Annotated in this window: 16 protein-coding genes; 9 read left to right on the top strand and 7 right to left on the bottom strand. The window is 74.0% G+C overall.

Annotated elements, in window-relative coordinates; translation table 11 throughout:
- Positions 1-205: 205 nt before the first annotated feature.
- The 3 genes from IEZ04_RS25495 to IEZ04_RS25485 form a co-directional block, all read right to left on the bottom strand.
- A complete protein-coding gene (locus tag IEZ04_RS25495; protein WP_189219377.1) occupies positions 206-1,822 on the bottom strand; it encodes an MDR family MFS transporter in 1,617 nt (538 codons plus the stop codon).
- A 123-nt stretch (positions 1,823-1,945) separates the two neighbouring features.
- Positions 1,946-2,659 (bottom strand): TetR/AcrR family transcriptional regulator, encoded by a 714-nt coding sequence (locus IEZ04_RS25490; protein ID WP_189219287.1) that lies wholly within the window; start codon positions 2,657-2,659, stop codon positions 1,946-1,948.
- Positions 2,660-2,718: 59 nt separating this feature from the next.
- Positions 2,719-3,084 (bottom strand): hypothetical protein, encoded by a 366-nt coding sequence (locus tag IEZ04_RS25485; RefSeq protein ID WP_229821267.1) that lies wholly within the window; start codon positions 3,082-3,084, stop codon positions 2,719-2,721.
- 170 nt (positions 3,085-3,254) lie between these two features.
- Between IEZ04_RS25485 and IEZ04_RS25480 the strand changes: the two genes are divergently transcribed.
- On the top strand, positions 3,255-4,067 hold the full coding sequence (locus IEZ04_RS25480) for a TetR/AcrR family transcriptional regulator (protein WP_189219286.1): 813 nt from the start codon (positions 3,255-3,257) through the stop codon (positions 4,065-4,067).
- A gap of 48 nt (positions 4,068-4,115) precedes the next feature.
- Here IEZ04_RS25480 and IEZ04_RS25475 read toward each other — a convergent pair whose 3' ends face one another.
- The 3 genes from IEZ04_RS25475 to IEZ04_RS25465 form a co-directional block, all read right to left on the bottom strand.
- Positions 4,116-5,153 carry an alcohol dehydrogenase catalytic domain-containing protein gene (locus IEZ04_RS25475; protein WP_189219285.1) on the bottom strand — a complete coding sequence of 346 codons (1,038 nt, stop codon included), beginning with the start codon at positions 5,151-5,153 and terminating at the stop codon, positions 4,116-4,118.
- Positions 5,154-5,287: 134 nt separating this feature from the next.
- Positions 5,288-6,193, bottom strand: coding sequence for a serine hydrolase (locus IEZ04_RS25470; protein WP_189219284.1), 906 nt, complete (start codon positions 6,191-6,193; stop codon positions 5,288-5,290).
- Positions 6,190-7,110, bottom strand: coding sequence for a LysR family transcriptional regulator (locus IEZ04_RS25465; RefSeq protein ID WP_189219283.1), 921 nt, complete (start codon positions 7,108-7,110; stop codon positions 6,190-6,192). The genes IEZ04_RS25470 and IEZ04_RS25465 overlap by 4 nt, the downstream gene beginning before the upstream one ends.
- A gap of 188 nt (positions 7,111-7,298) precedes the next feature.
- Between IEZ04_RS25465 and bla the strand changes: the two genes are divergently transcribed.
- Both bla and IEZ04_RS25455 read left to right on the top strand, forming a co-directional pair.
- Positions 7,299-8,264: a class A beta-lactamase gene (gene bla / locus IEZ04_RS25460; protein WP_189219282.1), complete on the top strand. Its 966-nt coding sequence runs from the start codon at positions 7,299-7,301 to the stop codon at positions 8,262-8,264.
- Positions 8,265-8,314: 50 nt separating this feature from the next.
- Complete coding sequence (locus IEZ04_RS25455) at positions 8,315-9,988, top strand: penicillin-binding transpeptidase domain-containing protein (protein WP_189219281.1); 1,674 nt, start codon at positions 8,315-8,317, stop codon at positions 9,986-9,988.
- Between the two features lie 145 nt (positions 9,989-10,133).
- On the opposite strand, the gene IEZ04_RS25450 is transcribed toward IEZ04_RS25455, so the two are convergent.
- Complete coding sequence (locus IEZ04_RS25450; protein ID WP_189219280.1) at positions 10,134-10,331, bottom strand: hypothetical protein; 198 nt, start codon at positions 10,329-10,331, stop codon at positions 10,134-10,136.
- A 231-nt stretch (positions 10,332-10,562) separates the two neighbouring features.
- On the opposite strand from IEZ04_RS25450, the gene IEZ04_RS25445 reads away from it, so the two are divergent.
- From IEZ04_RS25445 to IEZ04_RS25420, 6 genes are all read left to right on the top strand, one after another.
- On the top strand, positions 10,563-10,898 hold the full coding sequence (locus IEZ04_RS25445) for a hypothetical protein (RefSeq protein WP_189219279.1): 336 nt from the start codon (positions 10,563-10,565) through the stop codon (positions 10,896-10,898).
- A gap of 136 nt (positions 10,899-11,034) precedes the next feature.
- Positions 11,035-12,312, top strand: coding sequence for a cytochrome P450 (locus IEZ04_RS25440; RefSeq protein ID WP_189219278.1), 1,278 nt, complete (start codon positions 11,035-11,037; stop codon positions 12,310-12,312).
- Entirely contained in the window at positions 12,312-13,376 is a 1,065-nt protein-coding gene (locus IEZ04_RS25435; protein WP_189219277.1) for a beta-ketoacyl-[acyl-carrier-protein] synthase family protein, read from the top strand. The genes IEZ04_RS25440 and IEZ04_RS25435 overlap by 1 nt, the downstream gene beginning before the upstream one ends.
- Positions 13,373-13,930 carry a beta-ketoacyl-[acyl-carrier-protein] synthase family protein gene (locus IEZ04_RS25430; protein ID WP_189219276.1) on the top strand — a complete coding sequence of 186 codons (558 nt, stop codon included), beginning with the start codon at positions 13,373-13,375 and terminating at the stop codon, positions 13,928-13,930. Before IEZ04_RS25435 ends, IEZ04_RS25430 begins: the two co-directional genes overlap by 4 nt.
- Before the next feature lie 65 nt (positions 13,931-13,995).
- Complete coding sequence (locus IEZ04_RS25425; RefSeq protein WP_189219275.1) at positions 13,996-15,489, top strand: aromatic amino acid ammonia-lyase; 1,494 nt, start codon at positions 13,996-13,998, stop codon at positions 15,487-15,489.
- Between the two features lie 340 nt (positions 15,490-15,829).
- Complete coding sequence (locus IEZ04_RS25420; protein WP_189219274.1) at positions 15,830-16,309, top strand: ATP-binding protein; 480 nt, start codon at positions 15,830-15,832, stop codon at positions 16,307-16,309.
- Positions 16,310-16,893: the final 584 nt, after the last annotated feature.

Here is a 16,893-nt window from a genome sequence, read left to right as displayed (position 1 = left end):
CCGCGGGCTCCTTGGCGCAGTCGGCGTCGCACAGCAACGGCGCACCGGCTCACCGCCGGGCACGCCCCGGGACCTGAAGCGCGTCAGGACCTGGGGGATGAAGCCGTGGACGCGGAAGCGCCGCCTCCCCCGGCGAAGGGAGAGGCGGCGCTCCGGTCGTACAGGCCGTGCCCACGGGTTACGGCTTACGGCTTCCTGCTTCCGGTCAGCCGACCGGGGACGCCGGGTCGCCGTCCTTCTTCAGCGGGTCGCTCCCCGCGGACTGGCCGGGCAGCGTGGCGCCCGCGCCGGCCGCGTCACCGGCCTCCTCGGCGAGCCGCTCCATACCGCTGGTGGTCTTCAGCGGCTTCTCCTTGATGAAGACGACCGTGATCAGTGCCAGCAGGGCGCAGGGCGTGGCGATGAGGAACAGGTCGGCGGTGGCGACCCCGTAGGCGTGCTCGATGATCTGGCGCATCGGCTCGGGCAGGGTGCTCATGTCCGGGACGGCGCCGTGGCCGCCGGCCGAGGCGCCCTCCGGGGCGGCGCCGGCCGCACCGAGCCCCTTGGTGATCTCGCTGGCGACCCGGTTCGCGAGGATCGCGCCGAGGACGCTGGTGCCGATGGTGCCGCCCATGCTGCGGAAGAAGGACAGCACGGAGGTCGCGGCGCCCAGCTCGGCGGCGGGGACGTCGTTCTGCGCGGCGAGCACGAGGTTCTGCATCAGCATGCCGACACCGACGCCGAGGACGGCCATGTAGATGCTGAGCAGGCCGAAGTGCGTCTCGGAGTCGATCGTGGACAGCAGGCCGAGACCGGCGGTCATGATGACCGCCCCCGCCACCAGGTACGCCTTCCACTTGCCGGTCCTGCTGATCAGCTGTCCGGCGACGGTGGAGGAGACCAGCAGACCACCGATCATGGGCAGGCTCATCAGACCCGCGACGGTCGGCGTCTTGCCCAGGGCGACCTGGAAGTACTGCGAGAGGAAGACCGTGCCGCCGAACATGGCGACACCGACCAGGAGGCTGGCGACGGTGGTCAGCGTGACGGTGCGGTTCTCGAAGATGTCCAGCGGGATGACCGGCTCGGCGGTCCGCGCCTCGACGAACACCGCGGCGGCCAGCAGGATCAGGCCACCGGCCACGAGGGCCGCGGTCTGCCAGGAGGCCCAGTCGAACTCGTTGCCGGCCAGCGACACCCAGATGAGCAGCGCGCAGACGCCCGCGACGATCAGGAAGGCGCCCAGCCAGTCGATCTTCGCCTCACGCCGGGACTGCGGCAGCTTCAGCGTGGCCTGCAGCAGGATGATGGCGAGCACCGCGAACGGCACACCGATGAAGAAGCACCAGCGCCAGCCCAGCCACGAGGTGTCCACCAGGACACCGCCGATGAGGGGCCCGGCCACCGTGCCGACGGCGAAGACGGCGCCGAAGATGCCGGAGTACTTGCCCAGCCTGCGCGGCGGGATGATCGCGGCCATGACGACCTGGGCCAGGGCGGTCAGGCCGCCCGCGCCGATGCCCTGGATCACCCGGCTGAAGATCAGCAGGCCGACGCCGTGGGAGAAGCCCGCCAGCAGCGAACCCACCACGAACATGCCGAGGGAGAGCTGGAGCAGCAGCTTCTTGTCGAAGAGGTCGGACAGCTTGCCCCACAGCGGCACGGTGGCCGTCATGGCCAGCAGTTCCGCGGTGACGACCCAGGTGTACGAGGACTGGCTCGCACCGAGGTCGGCGATGATCGTGGGCAGCGCGTTGGAGACGACGGTGCCCGCGAGGATGGCGACGAACATGCCGGCCATCAGCCCGGACATGGCCTGGAGTATCTGCCGGTTGGTCATGGCGGTGGGTGACGCCGTATCGGGCGCCTGGGTGGCTGTCACAGCTTCTCTCTCAGCAGTGGTGGTGAGTGGTCGGGAAGTACGGGCGGCCGGCCGTTGTCCGGCCGGACCGGTCTACGTGGTTCACCGGCGTGGCGCGGGCAGTCCGTCGGCGAGCAGGTCGAACGACTGACGGAAGACCTCGGCGAAGGAACGTTCTTCCTGCCGACAGCACCAGTAATCGACGCTGACCCGGACCGCGGTGCCGGCGACGGCCGCCAGCAGCCGTGGGTACAGGTCCAGCGCCCTGCGCCGCTCGTTCTCGCCCACGTCTCCGCCCCCGTCCGCGGAGGGTGTGGCGCGGTCGCCGGGTGCCGGGCCGTCCGGGCCGTCCGGGCCGGAGGCGATGCGCCGGGCGATCGCCTCCGCCAGTCCCGTCTCGTCGGCCATGTGCGCCCCGAGGTGCCGGACCAGGAGGTGCGGTGACGTGCGCAGCACACGGGCGTACAGGCTCCAGAGCCCGTGCTGCCGCTCGATCTCCCGCAACTCCGTGGCCAGGCCCTCGCGTACGGCCTCCAGGGGCGACAGACCGGCAGGTGCGTGCAGTACGGCCCGGCGTACGCGCTCGCCGGCTTCGGCGTCGATGGCGATGAAGGAGTCGTCGCGCGAGTCGAAGTAGTTGAAGAAGGTCCGCACGGAGACACCGGCCGCGGCGCTGATGGCCTCGACCGTGACGTTGTCCGTCCCGTGCTCCGCGGCGAGACGCACCGCGGCCTCCGCGAGAGCGGCGCGCGTCGCACGCTTCTTCCGCTCCCGCAGCCCGCCGCTCGTGCCTCGCTTCTCCGCCATGAGGTGCATGCTATGCAAAAGTGCACGCTCTGCAAAAATGATTTGGCAACATCGCGGCGAACAGGTGTTTAACCCCGCCGACCGACGGGGAAACTGCGGGGCCGCTCCCCTGACCCGCGCGCCGCGGGGGCGGAACGCGCGGTGCGGGAAGGGCCCCGTCGCTCAGACGGCGACTCCGCCGGCTCCGCCAGGTCGCGCACCGCGGCCACGATGCCCCTCCCCCGAGAGGGCCAGCCGCCCGGAGTCCAGTCCCTCGCGCACGAGTTCCGGCGCAGCTCCGGTTCCAGGATGCCGACCTCGCCCCGGCGGAGCCGTTCCACCTTGCCGGTGCCGGTGTCCGCGCACATCACGCGGTGCCCGAGGGAGGAAAGGCGGGCCCCAATGATCAGACCCGCGTAACCGGTTCCTATGACGACGACTCGGGTGCTGGACACGAGGATCCACCTCTGATCCTCGAAGACGGCCGGACACGAGGCAGACTGTAGGTTCGTGGCGGACAAGGAAGTCAACGACTGATGACAACGACCGATGACTTCCAGACTTGTGCAACAACGAGTATTTTGTCCTGTCCCGCTGGCGTCTATGTGAGGCAGAGGTGCGGCAGATGAGCGGATCGAGAGCGCAAGGGGAGCCCGGCGCGGGACGGCGGCCCACCCCGCGGGCGGCCGGTGCGCGCGGCACGGTGGAGCCCGCCTCGGACTGCACGGGCACGCTGGGGGCGATACCCTCCGCGGCGGCCGCCCCGGGCGGCGAGGCCGTACGGGCACCCGGCGGGGGAACCGGACCGGGCCGGTCCGCGAGCGGCAAGCGCAGTGCGTCCGGCACCCGCAGCGCCCTGCTGGCTGCGGCCAGGCAGCGGTTCGGCAAGTACGGCTACGACGGCACGAGCATCCGGGACATCGCCCGGGACGCCGGGGTGGACGCCGCTCTGGTCTACCGCTATTTCGGCTCGAAGGAGGCGTTGTTCGACGCGGTGTCCTCCAGGACCGCCATGTTCGAACCGCTGCTGGAGACCCCGCTGGACGAGGTCGCCGCCTGGGTGTGCGACTTCGTCACCAGCGGGCCGCCGGACGAGGAGATCCCGCACCCGGTGCTGGCGGTGCTCCGCTCCCCCAGCCGCGAGGAGGGCCTGCGGCGGTTCCGCGACGAGGTGGCCCAGGTGTTCTCCGACCGCTTCGCGCAGCGTCTCGACGGACCCGACGCGGAGGTACGCGCGGAACTGGTCGCCGCCTGGATGCTGGGCACCAGCCTGATGCGCAGGGCCTTCCGGACCCCGGCCCTCAGCGTCGCCAGCGAGGCCACCCTGCACCAGCACCTGACCGCCGGCCTCGGACCGCTGCTGGACGACGGCGCGGGTCCCGGTCCCGCCGGCGATGCGTGCGGGTGCAGGAAGTGCGGGTGCGCCGTGTGCGACTGACGCCGCGGCCGCCGCTCCGGGACCGCCCGGGGCGGTGGCCGGGCCGGGTCAGGGGACGACGAGGACCTTGAGCGCCTCGCGCCGGTCCATCGCCCGGTAGGCGTCCGGCACCTCCTCCAGCGAGACCGTGCGGTCGAACACGCGCCCGGGCTCGACGGTGCCGTCCAGGACGGCGGGCAGCAGCTGCTCGATGTAGGCGCGCACCGGCGCCGGGCCGCCGGTCAGCGTGACGTTCGGGCCGAACAGGCTGCCGAAGCCGACCGGGGCGGCCTCGTACTGCGGCACGCCCACCCGGCTGATCACGCCACCGGCGCGGACGGCGCCGACGGCCATCTCGTACGCGGGCATGTGGCCCACGGCCTCCAGCACCGCGCGGGTGCCGTGGCCGCCGGTCAGCTCACGGACCTTCGCGATGCCCTCCTCACCCCGCTCGGGCACGACGTCGGTGGCGCCGAAGAAGCGGCCCAGGTCCGTGCGGTTCCTGTGGCGGCCCATCAGGATGATCTGTTCGGCGCCCAGTTGTCTCGCGGACAGCACGGCGAGCAGGCCGACGGCGCCGTCGCCGATGACGGTCACCGTGTGGCCGGGGCGGACGCGCGCCATGTGCGCGGCGTGGTAGCCGGTGCCGTACACGTCGGCCAGGGTCAGCAGCCCCGGCAGCAGCTCGGAGTCCTCGCCGACGGGCAGCTTCACCAGGGTGCCCTGGGCCTGCGGGACCCGGATGGCCTCCGCCTGACCGCCCCCGACGCCGGCGCTGTTGAAGAAGCCGCCTCGCGGACAGGAGGTGTGCAGGCCCTCCCGGCAGTACTCACAGGTGTTGTCCGCGTAGGAGAACGGGGAGACCACCAGGTCGCCGCGGCTCAGACCGGACACCTCCGGACCGAGCTCCTCGACCACGCCGAGGAACTCGTGTCCCATCGGCGCGGGTCCGTCGGCGGCGGCCATGGTGTGGTACGGGTGCAGGTCGCTGCCGCACACGCAGGCACGCACCACGCGCACGACCGCGTCGGTGGGCTGCTCGACGACCGGGTCCGGCGCGTCCTCGACGCGCACGTCACCGGCTTCGTACAGATACGTTGCCCGCATGGCGGCGTCTCGCTCTCTCTGGGGTGCGGGTGTGTCGGGGCACAGCGAGACGATCTTTCCTTGGGTCCGCGGCCCGGACGTCGTGGCGCGGCTCCGGCCACGCCGAATTCGGCGGCCCGGGTGAACGGGCCACGTCACCGGAGCTGCCGGAGGTGGTCGCGCAGCGCCCGGGCGACCTGCGCCATCAGGGCCTCCGCGCCGGGCTGCGCGGCGGCGGGCACGCGGGACTCGGTGAGGACCGCGACCGCGAAGGACTGGCCGTCGGCGTGCTCGACGACACCCACCTCGTGGCGCAGATTGAGAAGGGTGCCGGTCTTTGAGGACCAGGTGGAGGCGTCGGAGGTGAAGTCGGGGGCGAGCCGGTGGCGCAGCACGTTGTTCGCCATGAGGGTGCGTACGCGGGCGGCCGTCTCCGGGTGGACCGCCGACGGTGTCCACAGGGCCTGGAGCAGATCCGTGTAGGAGCGGGCGCTGCCGCTGCTGGCACGGGAGACGTCGAGCTGCGGCACCCGGTGCCCGCGGCCGCTCGTGCCCGCGTCGATGGCGAGGGCGTGGGCGAGGTGCACCTGGTCGGGGTCGAAGCGCTCCACGGGGGTGTCGCTCAGTTCCTCGACGGTGTGCCGGACCGAGATGCCGCGTATGCCGAGTTCGGCGAGCATGCCGGCGACCCGGGCGGGCGGGGTGAGGGCGAACAGCGCGTCGGCGGCCGCCTGGTCGCTCAGACTGGTGCTGAGGTAGAGCAGGTCGTCGATCGCGATGCGGACGGGGTGCCGGAACCGGCTGATGCCGGTGGGGCCGGGGGTGGTGATCCGGCCGGGCTCGACGTCGAGCAGGTCCGCGCCGTCGAGTTCGCCCCGCCGGATGCGTTCCGCCGTCGCCAGCGCGAGGGGGACCTTGACCAGGGACGCGGAGGGCAGCCGCAGATCGGGGTCGATGCCCAGCTCCTCCCCCGTGTGCAGGTCCCGGACGAGGAGACTCGCGTGCAGGCCGCCGTCCTCCAGCTGCCGGCGCAGCTCGCGCAGGAGTGCCTCGGTCCTCACACCCGTGCTCCGCTCACCCGGTACGGCACCGGGTCCGGGCCGGCGCCGAGGCAGCGGGCCACGGCCTCGCCCAGGCGCTCCCGGATGCGCTGCGGGTCGCCGGCCGCGGCGGCGTCCAGGGCGTACCCCCGTACGGGGGCGATCTCGCCCACCGGGCGCCAGTGCAGGGCGAGTCCGGCCGCCTGGGCCGGCGAGCACAGCAGCACGTCGTCCGAGGAGAGTGCCTCCGCCGCCGCGGTCATGAGGTCGGGTGCGACCACGAGCTGCGACGGCCGGAGCCCCACCGCGTCGCGCAGCCGGGTCAGCGGGTCACGGATGTGCGGCACGTCGTCCTCCGGCTGGATCCAGATCCGGCGCCCCCGTCCGGACGACGCGCGGTCCGTCCGGCCCACCCGCAGCGTCTCGACGTACAGGCGTCTCACCCCCGGGTCCCGGGCGCCGGCCAGTCCGAGCGGCACCGACCACGTCGCCTCGTCCGGGGGTACGGCGAGCAGGGCGGCGCGCACCTGCTCCGACCGGACGAGTTCGGACCGCCGCGCCGGTGTCCCGACGACGCGCAGGTCGAGGACGATCCCGTGCTCCTTCGCCTCGGCGACGAGCCGGGCGAGGTCGTACGGGGAGCAGATGTCCGGCACGGCGAGCCGCCACGGCCTCCGCCGGGCGGAGCCGGCGTCCTGCTCCAGCACCTCGGCAGCCAGCACCAGGCGGCGGGCCGCCGGGAGCATCTCGCGGCCGAAGGGGGTGAGCACGGCCCGCCGCGACGTCCGTTCGAAGAGCTGCTCGCCCAGCCGCTGTTCGAGCGCGGCGACCCGGCGGCTCGCCACCGGCTGGGACATCCCCGCGGCGGCCGCGCCGACGGTGAAGCTGCCGCGCTCGCTGACGCTGACGAACGCCCGGCACGCCGCCACCAGATCCACGGTCCCCCGTCCTCCGCCCCTGCTCCTGCCCCCCCCCCCCCGCACCAGGCACTATGCCAGAACCGCATGCAGACGGACCTCAGCGTATTGGACCGTATGACAGTGCTGGCATCAGGGTGGGCGGGACCACACGATCCGGCCCCGTGCCGCCCCTCGGGCTGCCCGGGGCCCGTCCGGAGGCACTGACCATGCTCACAACACGCGCGCGGCGGTTCGCCGCGGCCCTGCTGGCCCCGCTCGTCACCGCCGGGGCGCTCACCGCCTGCGGCCAGGGCGGCACACCGGCCCACGTCACGACCGGCGCCCCGGCACCCGGGGCGACCTCCTCGGCCACCCGGGAACCGGCGGAACCGGCGGAACCGGCGGAGCTGGCGGAGCTGGCGGAACTGGCGGAACTGGAGCGGAAGTTCGACGCACGGCTCGGCGTCTACGCGATCCACACCGGTACCGGGCAGGAGGTCAGCCACAACGGTGACGAACGGTTCGCCTACGCCTCCACCTTCAAGGCGCTCGCGGCGGGGGCCGTGCTGCGCGAGTACTCCCTGGCGGGCATGGACGAGGTGATCAGGTACTCCGAGGAGGACCTCGCCGAGTACTCGCCCGTCACCGAGAAGCACGTCGACACCGGGATGACGCTGCGGGAACTGTGCGACGCGGCCGTCCGGTACAGCGACAACACCGCGGCCAACCTGCTGTTCGACGCACTCGGCGGCCCCGCGGGGCTGGACGCCGTGCTCGAGGAGCTGGGGGACGACGTGACGCAGATGGAGAGCGAGGAGCCGGAACTGAACGACTGGGTCCCGGGACGGACCCGCGACACGACCACGCCGCGCGCGTTCGCCGAGGACCTCCGCGCCTTCGTGCTCGGCGACGTCCTCGGGAAGGACGAACGCGCGCAGCTCACCGACTGGCTGCGGAACAACACCACCGGGGACGAACTCGTCCGGGCGGGCGTGCCCGGTGACTGGGTCGTCGGGGACAAGACCGGCGCCGGGGGCACCTACGGGACGCGCAACGACATCGCCGTGGTGTGGCCGACCGGTACCGAGCCCATCGTGGTGTCCGTCATGTCGAACCGCGGGGAGGAGGACGCCGAGTACGACAACGCCCTGATCGCCGAGGCCGCGTCCGTGGTCGCGGACGCCTTGACGTAGGACCGCGCGCCCGGCGACGACTGCCGCACCGAGGGTACCGAGGACACACCATGACGCACACGTACCGTCCACCCCTTCCCCCCACCGGGCGGGCCGGGCGCCGCCGGCCCGGCGGGAGGGCCCGTGCGGCCGTCGCGGCGGGAGTCGTGCTCGCCGTCGCCGCGGGCGTGACGTACGCCGTGGGGCCGGGGCCCTTCGCCCCCGGCCCCGCGGGGCCCGATCCCGCGGCGACGGCCCGGGCACGCGCCTTCCTCGGGGAGTGGGCCGCGGGCCGCCTCCCCGAGGCGGCGGCGCTCACGTCGGACCCCACGGAGGCGGAACGGGTCCTGCGCGGCTTCACGGAGGGCCTGGACATCGGCGACCCGGCCCTCACCCCGGGCACCGCCGCCTTCGGCACGGCGGGCGGCGACGACGAGGCCGGCGGGCGCGGCGAGGTGTTCGTCCCCTTCACCGCGAAGATGCCCGTCGGGGGCCTGGGCACCTGGACGTACGAGTCCGGGCTGCCCCTGCGCGAGCAGGAGGGCGGCGGCTGGAAGGTGGACTGGCGGCCGTCCCTCGTCCACCCGGGGCTGAGCACGGCGCAGAAGTTCCGTCTGGAGCGCGAGGACGCCCCGCTCGCCGAGATCACCGACCGGGAGGGGGAGCCGCTGTCCGGCGACGGACACCCCTCGCTGCGTCCGCTGCTGGTCCGGCTCTCCGCCGCGGCCGGCGTCGGCCCGCGGGGCGCGATCCGGCGGATCGACCGGGTCACCGGCGAGGTCACCGGGACGGAGGTCACCTTCGGGCAGGAGGGGCACCGCCCCGGCGACGAGCCGGTCACCACCACGATCGACCCGGCCTGGCAGACGGCCGCCGAGGAGGCCCTCGACGTCGGAGCCGAGGGGAAGAACGCCGCGGTCGTCGCCCTGCGGGTGGCCGACGGGGAGATCCTGGCCGTGGCGAACTCCCCGGCCGGCGGGTTCGACCGGGCCGTGTCCGGCAGCTACGCGCCCGGCTCCACCTTCAAGATCGTCACCAGCGCCGCGCTGCTGCTGAAGGGCGCCGTGGCGCCGGACGACGTGGTGGGCTGCCCGAGGTTCCGCACCGTCGGCAAGCGGTTCGAGAACGCGGGGCGGTCCGAGCACCCCGGCGCCACCTTCCGCGAGGCCTTCGCCGAGTCGTGCAACACGGCCTTCGTCGGCCTGCACGACAGGCTCGGCGACGGGGAGCTGGGCGAGGTGGCGGAGCGGTACTTCGGCCTCGGCCAGGCGTGGCACGTCGGCGTCCCGTCGTACGACGGTTCGGTCCCCGTGCCCAGGGACGGGACGGAGAAGGCCGCCTCCATGATCGGTCAGGGCCGGGTGCTGGTCAGCCCGCTGATCATGGCGTCCGTGACCGCGACCGCGGTCACCGGGACCTTCCGCCGACCCTCGCTCACCCCGGGCGACGAGGACACGACGAGGACCACCGCCCTCCCCGGCACGGTGGCCGGGCAGTTGCGGGAGATGATGCGCGACACGGTCACCGAGGGCACGGCGAGCGTCCTCACGGGTCTGCCCGGCGACATCGGCGCCAAGACCGGGACGGCCGAGGTCGCGGAGGGCGTCCCCGACAACGGCTGGCTCGTCGCCCATCGCGGCGACGTCGCCGTCGCCTGCGTCGTCGAGCAGGGCGTCAGCGGCGCCGCGTCGGCCGGTCCCGTCGTCCGCGCGCTGCTGAGGAGCGTGCCCGCTGATCCGTCGTGAGCCGCTGATCCGTCGTGAGCCGTCGGCCCGGCGGAGGTCCCGGCCGGGAGGGGCGGCGCCCCGACGTGCCGGCACCCGTGGCTCGGGCCGGCGGGGCAAGCGGTCGTCGCCCCGCCGGCCCGATGAGCCCGCCGACCGCGTCGGATCAGGGGGCGAGGCAGGCCACGCCGGGGAGCTCGGCGGGCAGTCCGGGGGCGGCGGGATCGATGAGGCCCGTCAGCTCGCCCGCGCTTCCGGTCAGGCAGGAAATGGCCGTCGCGGGGTCCGGGACCGCACCGGCTGACGGGGCCGCGGCCCCCACGAGCACGGCGACCCCGAAGACGACGGCGACGATACGGCGCATGGAACTCTCCTGTGTCTGTACGCCCCGGGAGCAGGTCCCGGAGGATTGGCTTCCGAATCGCTGCACAGCTGCCCACCCCTCCTCCCGCATAGCCGCGCCGTCACCCGAACGTGGACGACGAAACGATCCCCCTCACGACCTCCCCGAGGGTCTCGCCGAGGGCGTCCCGCCCGATCACTCACGTGGGCGCGTCGCCAGTAACCGCGGCTGCCGCGGGGGCGTTCCTCACACATGAACGACACCAAGCGCGTACTCGCGGTGCTCACCGTCCTCGGCGCGGCCCTCACCCTGCCCGGCACCGCCCACGCGGCCACCGGGCCCGGGACGGCGGGGGAGCGCACGAGGACCGTGGAGGCCGACGCCGGGATCTTCAGCTCGCTGCCCGTCGTCGGCGTGCTCGTCAACCCCTTCGGTGGCGTGCTCCCCACCCTGCCCCCCTTCGGTTCCCTCAACCACGCCGGGGACGGCGGCCTCAGCTCCCTGCCCGTCGTGGGCGGGCTCTTCGAGGACGGCCGCCGTCCGGCGGGCCGGTTGCTCCCTCTCCGCCTTTCTCACCTCGTCGGGTGAGCACCACCACTACGCGCACCACCTGAAACCACCATCAACGTCATTCTTGCGAGTGAAAGCCGCAGGAAGAAGGTTGACCACCCAAAACAGCGGAAAGGCAACAAACGCGAACGCTGGGCTGGGGAAGGGGGGCGCGGTGACCACTGCGGGACCGGGGACATCCGCACTGATGGACGTGCGCGTACGGCTCGGCCGGGCGGCCGAGGACGTCGACACGCGGGGCGAACCACCGGTGTGGCGCGGCCGTCTGGCCGACGGCTCGTCCGTATGGGTGGCCACCGGGTACGACGCCGTGCGGCAGGCGCTGACGGACTCCGTCTTCCACAAGCCCGTCGTCAACGGCGGCGAACGCTGGGAGCGCTACCTCTCCTTCACCGGCCCCGAGGTCACCGGCACCATCGTCCGCAGCATGGGCAACACGGACGGCGAACCGCACCGCGGGCTGCGCGCCCTGGGCGCCGTGGCGCTGACTCCCGAGCGGCTGCGGAACATCGCCGGCCGGGCGGCGCGGCTGGCCGACACCCACCTCGACCGGGTGGCCGGGCGCGGCCACGCCGACCTGGTGCACGACTTCTCCCACCCGTTCGCCGTCACCGCGGTCACCGAACTGTACGGCTATCCGCCCGAGTTCACCCGGCGGGTCCTGGACCTGCCGCGCTGGTCCCCCTCACCGGTGTTCGCCCCCGAGGGCTCGCCCGAGCGCCGCCGGTACGGCGCCGAGCGGCAGGCGCTGAGCGAGCTGCTGCACGATCTCGTCGCCGCGAAGCGGCGCAGCCCGGGCCCCGACGCCGTCAGCGAGATGATCTCCCGCGCCGAGGCCGAGGGGCTCGACGACGGGCAGCTCACCTCCACGCTGTTCATCCTGCTCGTCGCCGCGTACGAGCCCGTCACGGACTTCCTCACCACGAGCCTGTACAGCCTGTGGCAGCGTTCCGAACTGCTCGCCGCGCCGGACGCGGTCGTCGCGGGCCTGCCGGAGCTGCTGCGCTACACCTCCCCGCTCGCCGCGACCATGCCTCGCTTCGCCACCCGGCCGACCCGTCTGGCGGGTGCGGAGCTGGCGGCGGGCGACGCGGTGATCCTCCATCTCGCGCTCGCCAACCGGGACCCGGACCGCTTCGCCCGCCCCAACCGTCTCGACCTCGGCCGGCGCGTCGACCAGGACCTCGTCTTCGCCCACGGTCCGCACTACTGCCTGGGCACCCATCTGGCCGTACCCCTGTGCCGCGCCGCGCTCGCGGCCGTGCTGCGCCGGCTGCCCGGTCTGAGGGCGGCGCGGCCACTGGAGCGGCTGGCCTGGCAGCCGGGCTCGTCGGGACCGCTCACCCACCTGCACGTCACCGCGGGGCTGAAGGAGCTGCCCGTCGTCTTCCGGCCCCGGCCGCCGCGCCGGACCGGGACGGTGGCCGGCTGATGGCCCGCGTCACCGGCCTGTCCGTCCTGACCGCCTACGGGCGCGGCCCCGAGGCGCTCTGGGACGGGCTGCTCTCCGCGGCACCGGCCGCCACCCCCGTCACCCGGTTCGACACCGCGCGGCACCGCGCGCACGCCGCCTGCACCGTGCCCGGCGACCCGGACCTGTTCACGGAGCTGGAGTCACTCGTCGGCGAGGCGTGCGACCAGGCGGGGCTGTCGTCCGCGCGGCGCGCGCGGACCCCGCTGGTGCTGGCCGTGCACGCGGGCCGGGACACGGCCGCGCGGGCCGGCCGGCTGAGCGCGGCCTGCGGGCTGCGCGAGGTGCTCACCGTGCACACGGGCGCCTGCGCCGCCTCGGCGACCGCCGTCGCCGAGGCGGCGCACCTGATCTCCGTCCGCACCGAGGAACGGATCGTGGTCGCGGGCGGCAGCTTCGTGGACGCGAGCATGTTCGCCGCCTTCGACAGCGCGGGCGTGCTCTCCGCCGAGGGCGTGGCGCGCCCGTTCAGCGCCGGACGTGACGGCCCGGTCCTGGGTGACGGTGCCGCCGCCGTCGTCCTCGAACGCGACGGTTCCGCACGGCCCTGGGCGCACGTCGCGGGCTGGGGCAACGCGTCCGAGGCCCACCACGTCTGCCGCCCGCACGCCGAGGGCGTGGGTCCGGCCGCCGCCGTCGCGGCCGCGCTGCACCGGGCGGGGATCGGTCCCGACCGGATCGGTTACGTCAACGCCCACGCCACCGCGACCCCCGCCTTCGACGCGAGCGAGGCCGCGGCCCTCGTACGCGCCCTGGCCCCCTACGGCGGGCGGGTGCCGGTCAGCTCCACCAAGGCTCTGCACGGCCACTGCCTGGAGGCGTCCGGCCTGGTGGAACTGGCCGTCTGCGCGCTCGCGTTCCACCACGGGGAGCTGCCCGTCAACGCCGGCTACCTCGGACCGGACGGGGACTGTCCCCTCAACCTCGTCCTGGAGCACGGACAGCCCCCGCCCGCGGACCACGCCCTGAGCCTGAACACCGGCTTCGGCGGTGTCAGCGCCGTCCTCCTGCTGGCCGGGCCGTGAACGGCGGCACCGGCGGGGCCGCGGTGGGGCTGGCCGTGCACGCCGAGGCACGGTGGCCGCCGCCCGACGACCCGGGCGCGCCGCTGCCGCCGGTGCCCCGCTTCGAGGCGTCCGCGTTCGCCCCTCTCCTCGTGACGGTCGCCGACCGGTGCCTCACCGCGCGGTACGGCGCGCCGCCGGTGCCGCCGGAGGCCGGGCGGCGCATCGCGCTGGTGCTCGCCGCCGCCCGGGGGGACGTGGTGACGCAGACGGCGATCGACGACGCGGTCGCCGGGCACCGGCCCGTGCCGAAGGAACTGCTGTTCCAGAACGTGCCCAGCACCGCGCTCGGCCACGTCGCCGTCGTGTGGGGGCTGACCGGTCCGCTGCTCGCGACCCTCTGCGTCGGCCCGGCCGACCGGGCCGTGTTCGCCACCGCCGGCCGCCTCGTCGCCGCGGGCGACGCCGATCTCGTCCTGGCCGTCGCGGCCGACCCGACCGGGGACCCGGCCGACCCGGGCACCGCGGTCGCCCGGCTGCTCGGTCCCCGCCCGATTCCCTCCCGGTCCCTCTGACGGCCGTCCCACCCCCGGCCGACCCACGCACCCAGCGTCCGCACCCGCACTGCCGGAGGCAGCTCATGACCACGACCCCGCACAGCCCGTCCGGGACAGCCGAGCTCCGCTTCCCCTCGGTCCTGACCCCCGAGGTGCTCGAGACGGCCGCCCGCCCCGTGCGCGTCCGTCTCGACGAGCCGGCCCGGGCCGCGGCGGCCGGCTGCCACGACTACCTGCGCCGCTGTGTCGCCGAGGGACGCGAGGTCTACGGCACGACCACGGGGTTCGGTCCCCTGGTCGGCTACTCGGGGCACGAGGACGCGGCCGAGCAGTGCGAGAACCTGCTCGTCCACCTGGAGGTCGGGCAGGGGCCGGACCTCGCGCCGGACGTGGTCCGGGCGGCGCTGCTGGTCCGGCTGTGGAGCCTCGCCCACGGCAGGTCCGGGGTGACGCTGCAGGTCATCGACGCGCTCGCGGAGACCCTCGCCACGCCGTTCGCCCCCGCCGTGCCCGAGTACGGATCGGTCGGGGCCAGCGGGGACCTCGCTCCCCTGGCGCACGCCGTCCGCTCCCTGCAGGGCCGCGGCGACGCCTACTTCCGCGGCGTCCGGATGCCGGCTGGCAAGGCTCTCGGGAAGGCCGGGCTGCGGCCCCTGTCGCTCAGCGGCCGGGACGCGCTCGGGCTCGTCAACGGCACGTCCCTCACCGCGGCCGCGGCCGGGCTCGCGCTCGCCGCCCTCAGCCGTTCGCTCACCGCCGCCACCGCGCTGACGGCCCTGCTCGCCGACGTCCTCGGCTGCCGCACCGGCTTCACCGACCCGGAGCTCTTCCTGGCGCTCGGACACGGCGACACCGCGCGGCAGGCGGCCGAACTGCGGGGACGCCTGGCCGGTCACCGGCCCGACGTGGACCGGCCGCTGCAGGAGCCGTACACGCTGCGCTGCGCGCCGCACCTCCTCGGCGCCGCCGCCACGAGCCTGCGCCATGCCCGCCAGGTCGTCACCGACGATCTCAACGGCATCAGTGACAACCCGCTCCTCTTCCCCGAACGGGACGTCGTCTGCCACGGGGGCAACTTCTTCGGCCAGCAGGTCGCCTTCGCCGCCGACCTGATGTCGGCCACCGCCGCCCAGCTCGCCAACCTCGCCGAACGCCAGCTCGACTTACTGATCGACCCGCACCGCAACGGCGGGCTCAACCCGGTGCTGGCGGAACGGCCGGGGCACGACCACGGTGTGCAGGGCGTCCAGCTCGCCGCCACCGCCCTCGTCGTCGCCATGCGCCGCGCCGCCGTCCCCGCCTCCGTGCAGAGCATCCCCACCAACCATCACAACCAGGACATCGTCCCGATGGGTACGCAGGCCGCGCTCACCGCGCTGCGGCAGTCGCGGAACCTGCGGCTGCTGCACGGTTCCCTCGCCGTGGCGCTGGGCCAGGCCGTTCGCGTGGGCGCCCGCCGTCCCACCGCGCCGGACTGCGCCCGGCTCCTCGACTCGCTCGAGCCGCTCGTCGGCACGGGGCTCGCCTGGTCCCACTCCGTACGGGCCGCCGCGGACGTGCTCGACCAGACCTGCTGAGGCCCGCGGCGCACGCCCGGACGGACGGGACCGGGCGCGGGCCCGGCGGTCTCGGTCGGCGGCACCTGAGGAATCGTTCCGTCACAACCGTGTGCCGTTTCCCGGCTCCCCTCGCGCCGGGATTGCCCCGGTATCCGGCTGACCGGACGCCGTCCGGCCCGGCGGATACCGGCCGTCGCGCTGTCCACGTTTCGCGGCCGATCGGCACGGTCCGTCATACTTCCATGGTCGACGTCGCGCGAAGTTCCGGCCAACGGCTCCGTGCGGCGCGTGGGAGTACGTGTACGGCGAGCCTGTGGGTACCCGCAGAGCACATGGACAGAAAGTGAAGGCGGTCCCGATGGAGCCCGTTCCCCTCGACGAGGGCCGCACGGCTTCTACGCCCGGTCGCCCGCACGTCGCGGCGGCGCTGGACGGTGACGGCGCGTGCATCGCCAAGGCCCGGCGTCTCGCGGACGACTTCCTCGAGCGGGTCCAGGACGAGCACGAGGTGCCCGTGTCCACCCGCGCCGGAGAGGTCACCCGGCTGGTGGTCAGCGAGCTGGTCACCAACGCCCGCAAGTACGCGCCCGGTCCCGTCCTGCTGGAGCTGTGCCTCACCGGCGAGCTGGTGGAAGTGGTGGTGTGGGACAGCGACCCCGTGCTCCCGGTGGCCCGGGCCGCCGACCCCGGCCGGGTGGGCCAGCACGGCCTGGAGATCGTGATGGCGCTCTCCCACAGCTTCGAGACCCGGCAGGAGCCGGTCGGCAAACGCGTCATCGCCCGCATCGCGCTCGGGGACGAAGAGGCCGGCCGGGCCTCCGGACGCCGCTCGGCCTGACCGGCTCCCCGGCGGCATCCCGCACGGGGCGTGGCGTTATCGGCTCCTGTGACGCATCCGGGTTCCGTGGACTCCTGAGATTCCTGTGACCACCGTGCGCACCTCATACCCCTGTATGCCGCAGGGGTTCGTCCGGCATTCATTCACAGTGAACACCGTCCCGCTTCCGGCCAACCTGCTCCCGGCACTTTACCGGGACCCGCACCACGTAAACGCTCGCCCTACTCGCACGTAATTCGCTTTTCCGCAGGGCAACGGCGTCCATGCGGACGCGACACGGCCCGTGGCGCATCCCCGACACCCCGAGGCGATATCCCAGCGGTGTCGCCGGGGACTTCTGTAGTGTCATTCAGTGGCGGTCGCTCAGCAGCGCAGTCAGCACATCGCGCGAGGACCGCGGAGGGGCGTAAAGGGGGGGTTCGGCAAGGGACACGGCGCTGCCCGGCAGCGGCCTGCCCGGATGCTGTCCGGGCAGGTACCGCGGCCGCGGTACAAGCCGTGAGCAGGCCTTGCCGAACCTGATGCACCGGTCGTCGTCGGTCGGGCGACCGGGCGGAGCAGGGGGGAGAGGCCGATGCCGGCGC

The organism is Streptomyces ruber (genome assembly GCF_014648075.1).
GTDB classification, from domain to species: Bacteria; Actinomycetota; Actinomycetes; order Streptomycetales; family Streptomycetaceae; genus Streptomyces; species Streptomyces ruber.
This window is presented reverse-complemented; position numbering and strand designations above follow the sequence as displayed.

What these genes read in the sequence shown, in the direction of transcription:
- IEZ04_RS25435 (WP_189219277.1), top strand. Translation starts at nt 12,312, where the DNA reads ATGGCCCGCGTCACCGGCCTGTCCGTCCTGACCGCCTACGGGCGCGGC.
- IEZ04_RS25425 (WP_189219275.1), top strand. Translation starts at nt 13,996, where the DNA reads ATGACCACGACCCCGCACAGCCCGTCCGGGACAGCCGAGCTCCGCTTC.
- IEZ04_RS25480 (WP_189219286.1), top strand. Translation starts at nt 3,255, where the DNA reads ATGAGCGGATCGAGAGCGCAAGGGGAGCCCGGCGCGGGACGGCGGCCC.
- bla (WP_189219282.1), top strand. Translation starts at nt 7,299, where the DNA reads ATGCTCACAACACGCGCGCGGCGGTTCGCCGCGGCCCTGCTGGCCCCG.
- IEZ04_RS25450 (WP_189219280.1), bottom strand. Translation starts at nt 10,331, where the DNA reads ATGCGCCGTATCGTCGCCGTCGTCTTCGGGGTCGCCGTGCTCGTGGGG.
- IEZ04_RS25490 (WP_189219287.1), bottom strand. Translation starts at nt 2,659, where the DNA reads ATGCACCTCATGGCGGAGAAGCGAGGCACGAGCGGCGGGCTGCGGGAG.
- IEZ04_RS25495 (WP_189219377.1), bottom strand. Translation starts at nt 1,822, where the DNA reads ATGACCAACCGGCAGATACTCCAGGCCATGTCCGGGCTGATGGCCGGC.
- IEZ04_RS25445 (WP_189219279.1), top strand. Translation starts at nt 10,563, where the DNA reads ATGAACGACACCAAGCGCGTACTCGCGGTGCTCACCGTCCTCGGCGCG.
- IEZ04_RS25420 (WP_189219274.1), top strand. Translation starts at nt 15,830, where the DNA reads ATGGAGCCCGTTCCCCTCGACGAGGGCCGCACGGCTTCTACGCCCGGT.
- IEZ04_RS25455 (WP_189219281.1), top strand. Translation starts at nt 8,315, where the DNA reads ATGACGCACACGTACCGTCCACCCCTTCCCCCCACCGGGCGGGCCGGG.
- IEZ04_RS25475 (WP_189219285.1), bottom strand. Translation starts at nt 5,153, where the DNA reads ATGCGGGCAACGTATCTGTACGAAGCCGGTGACGTGCGCGTCGAGGAC.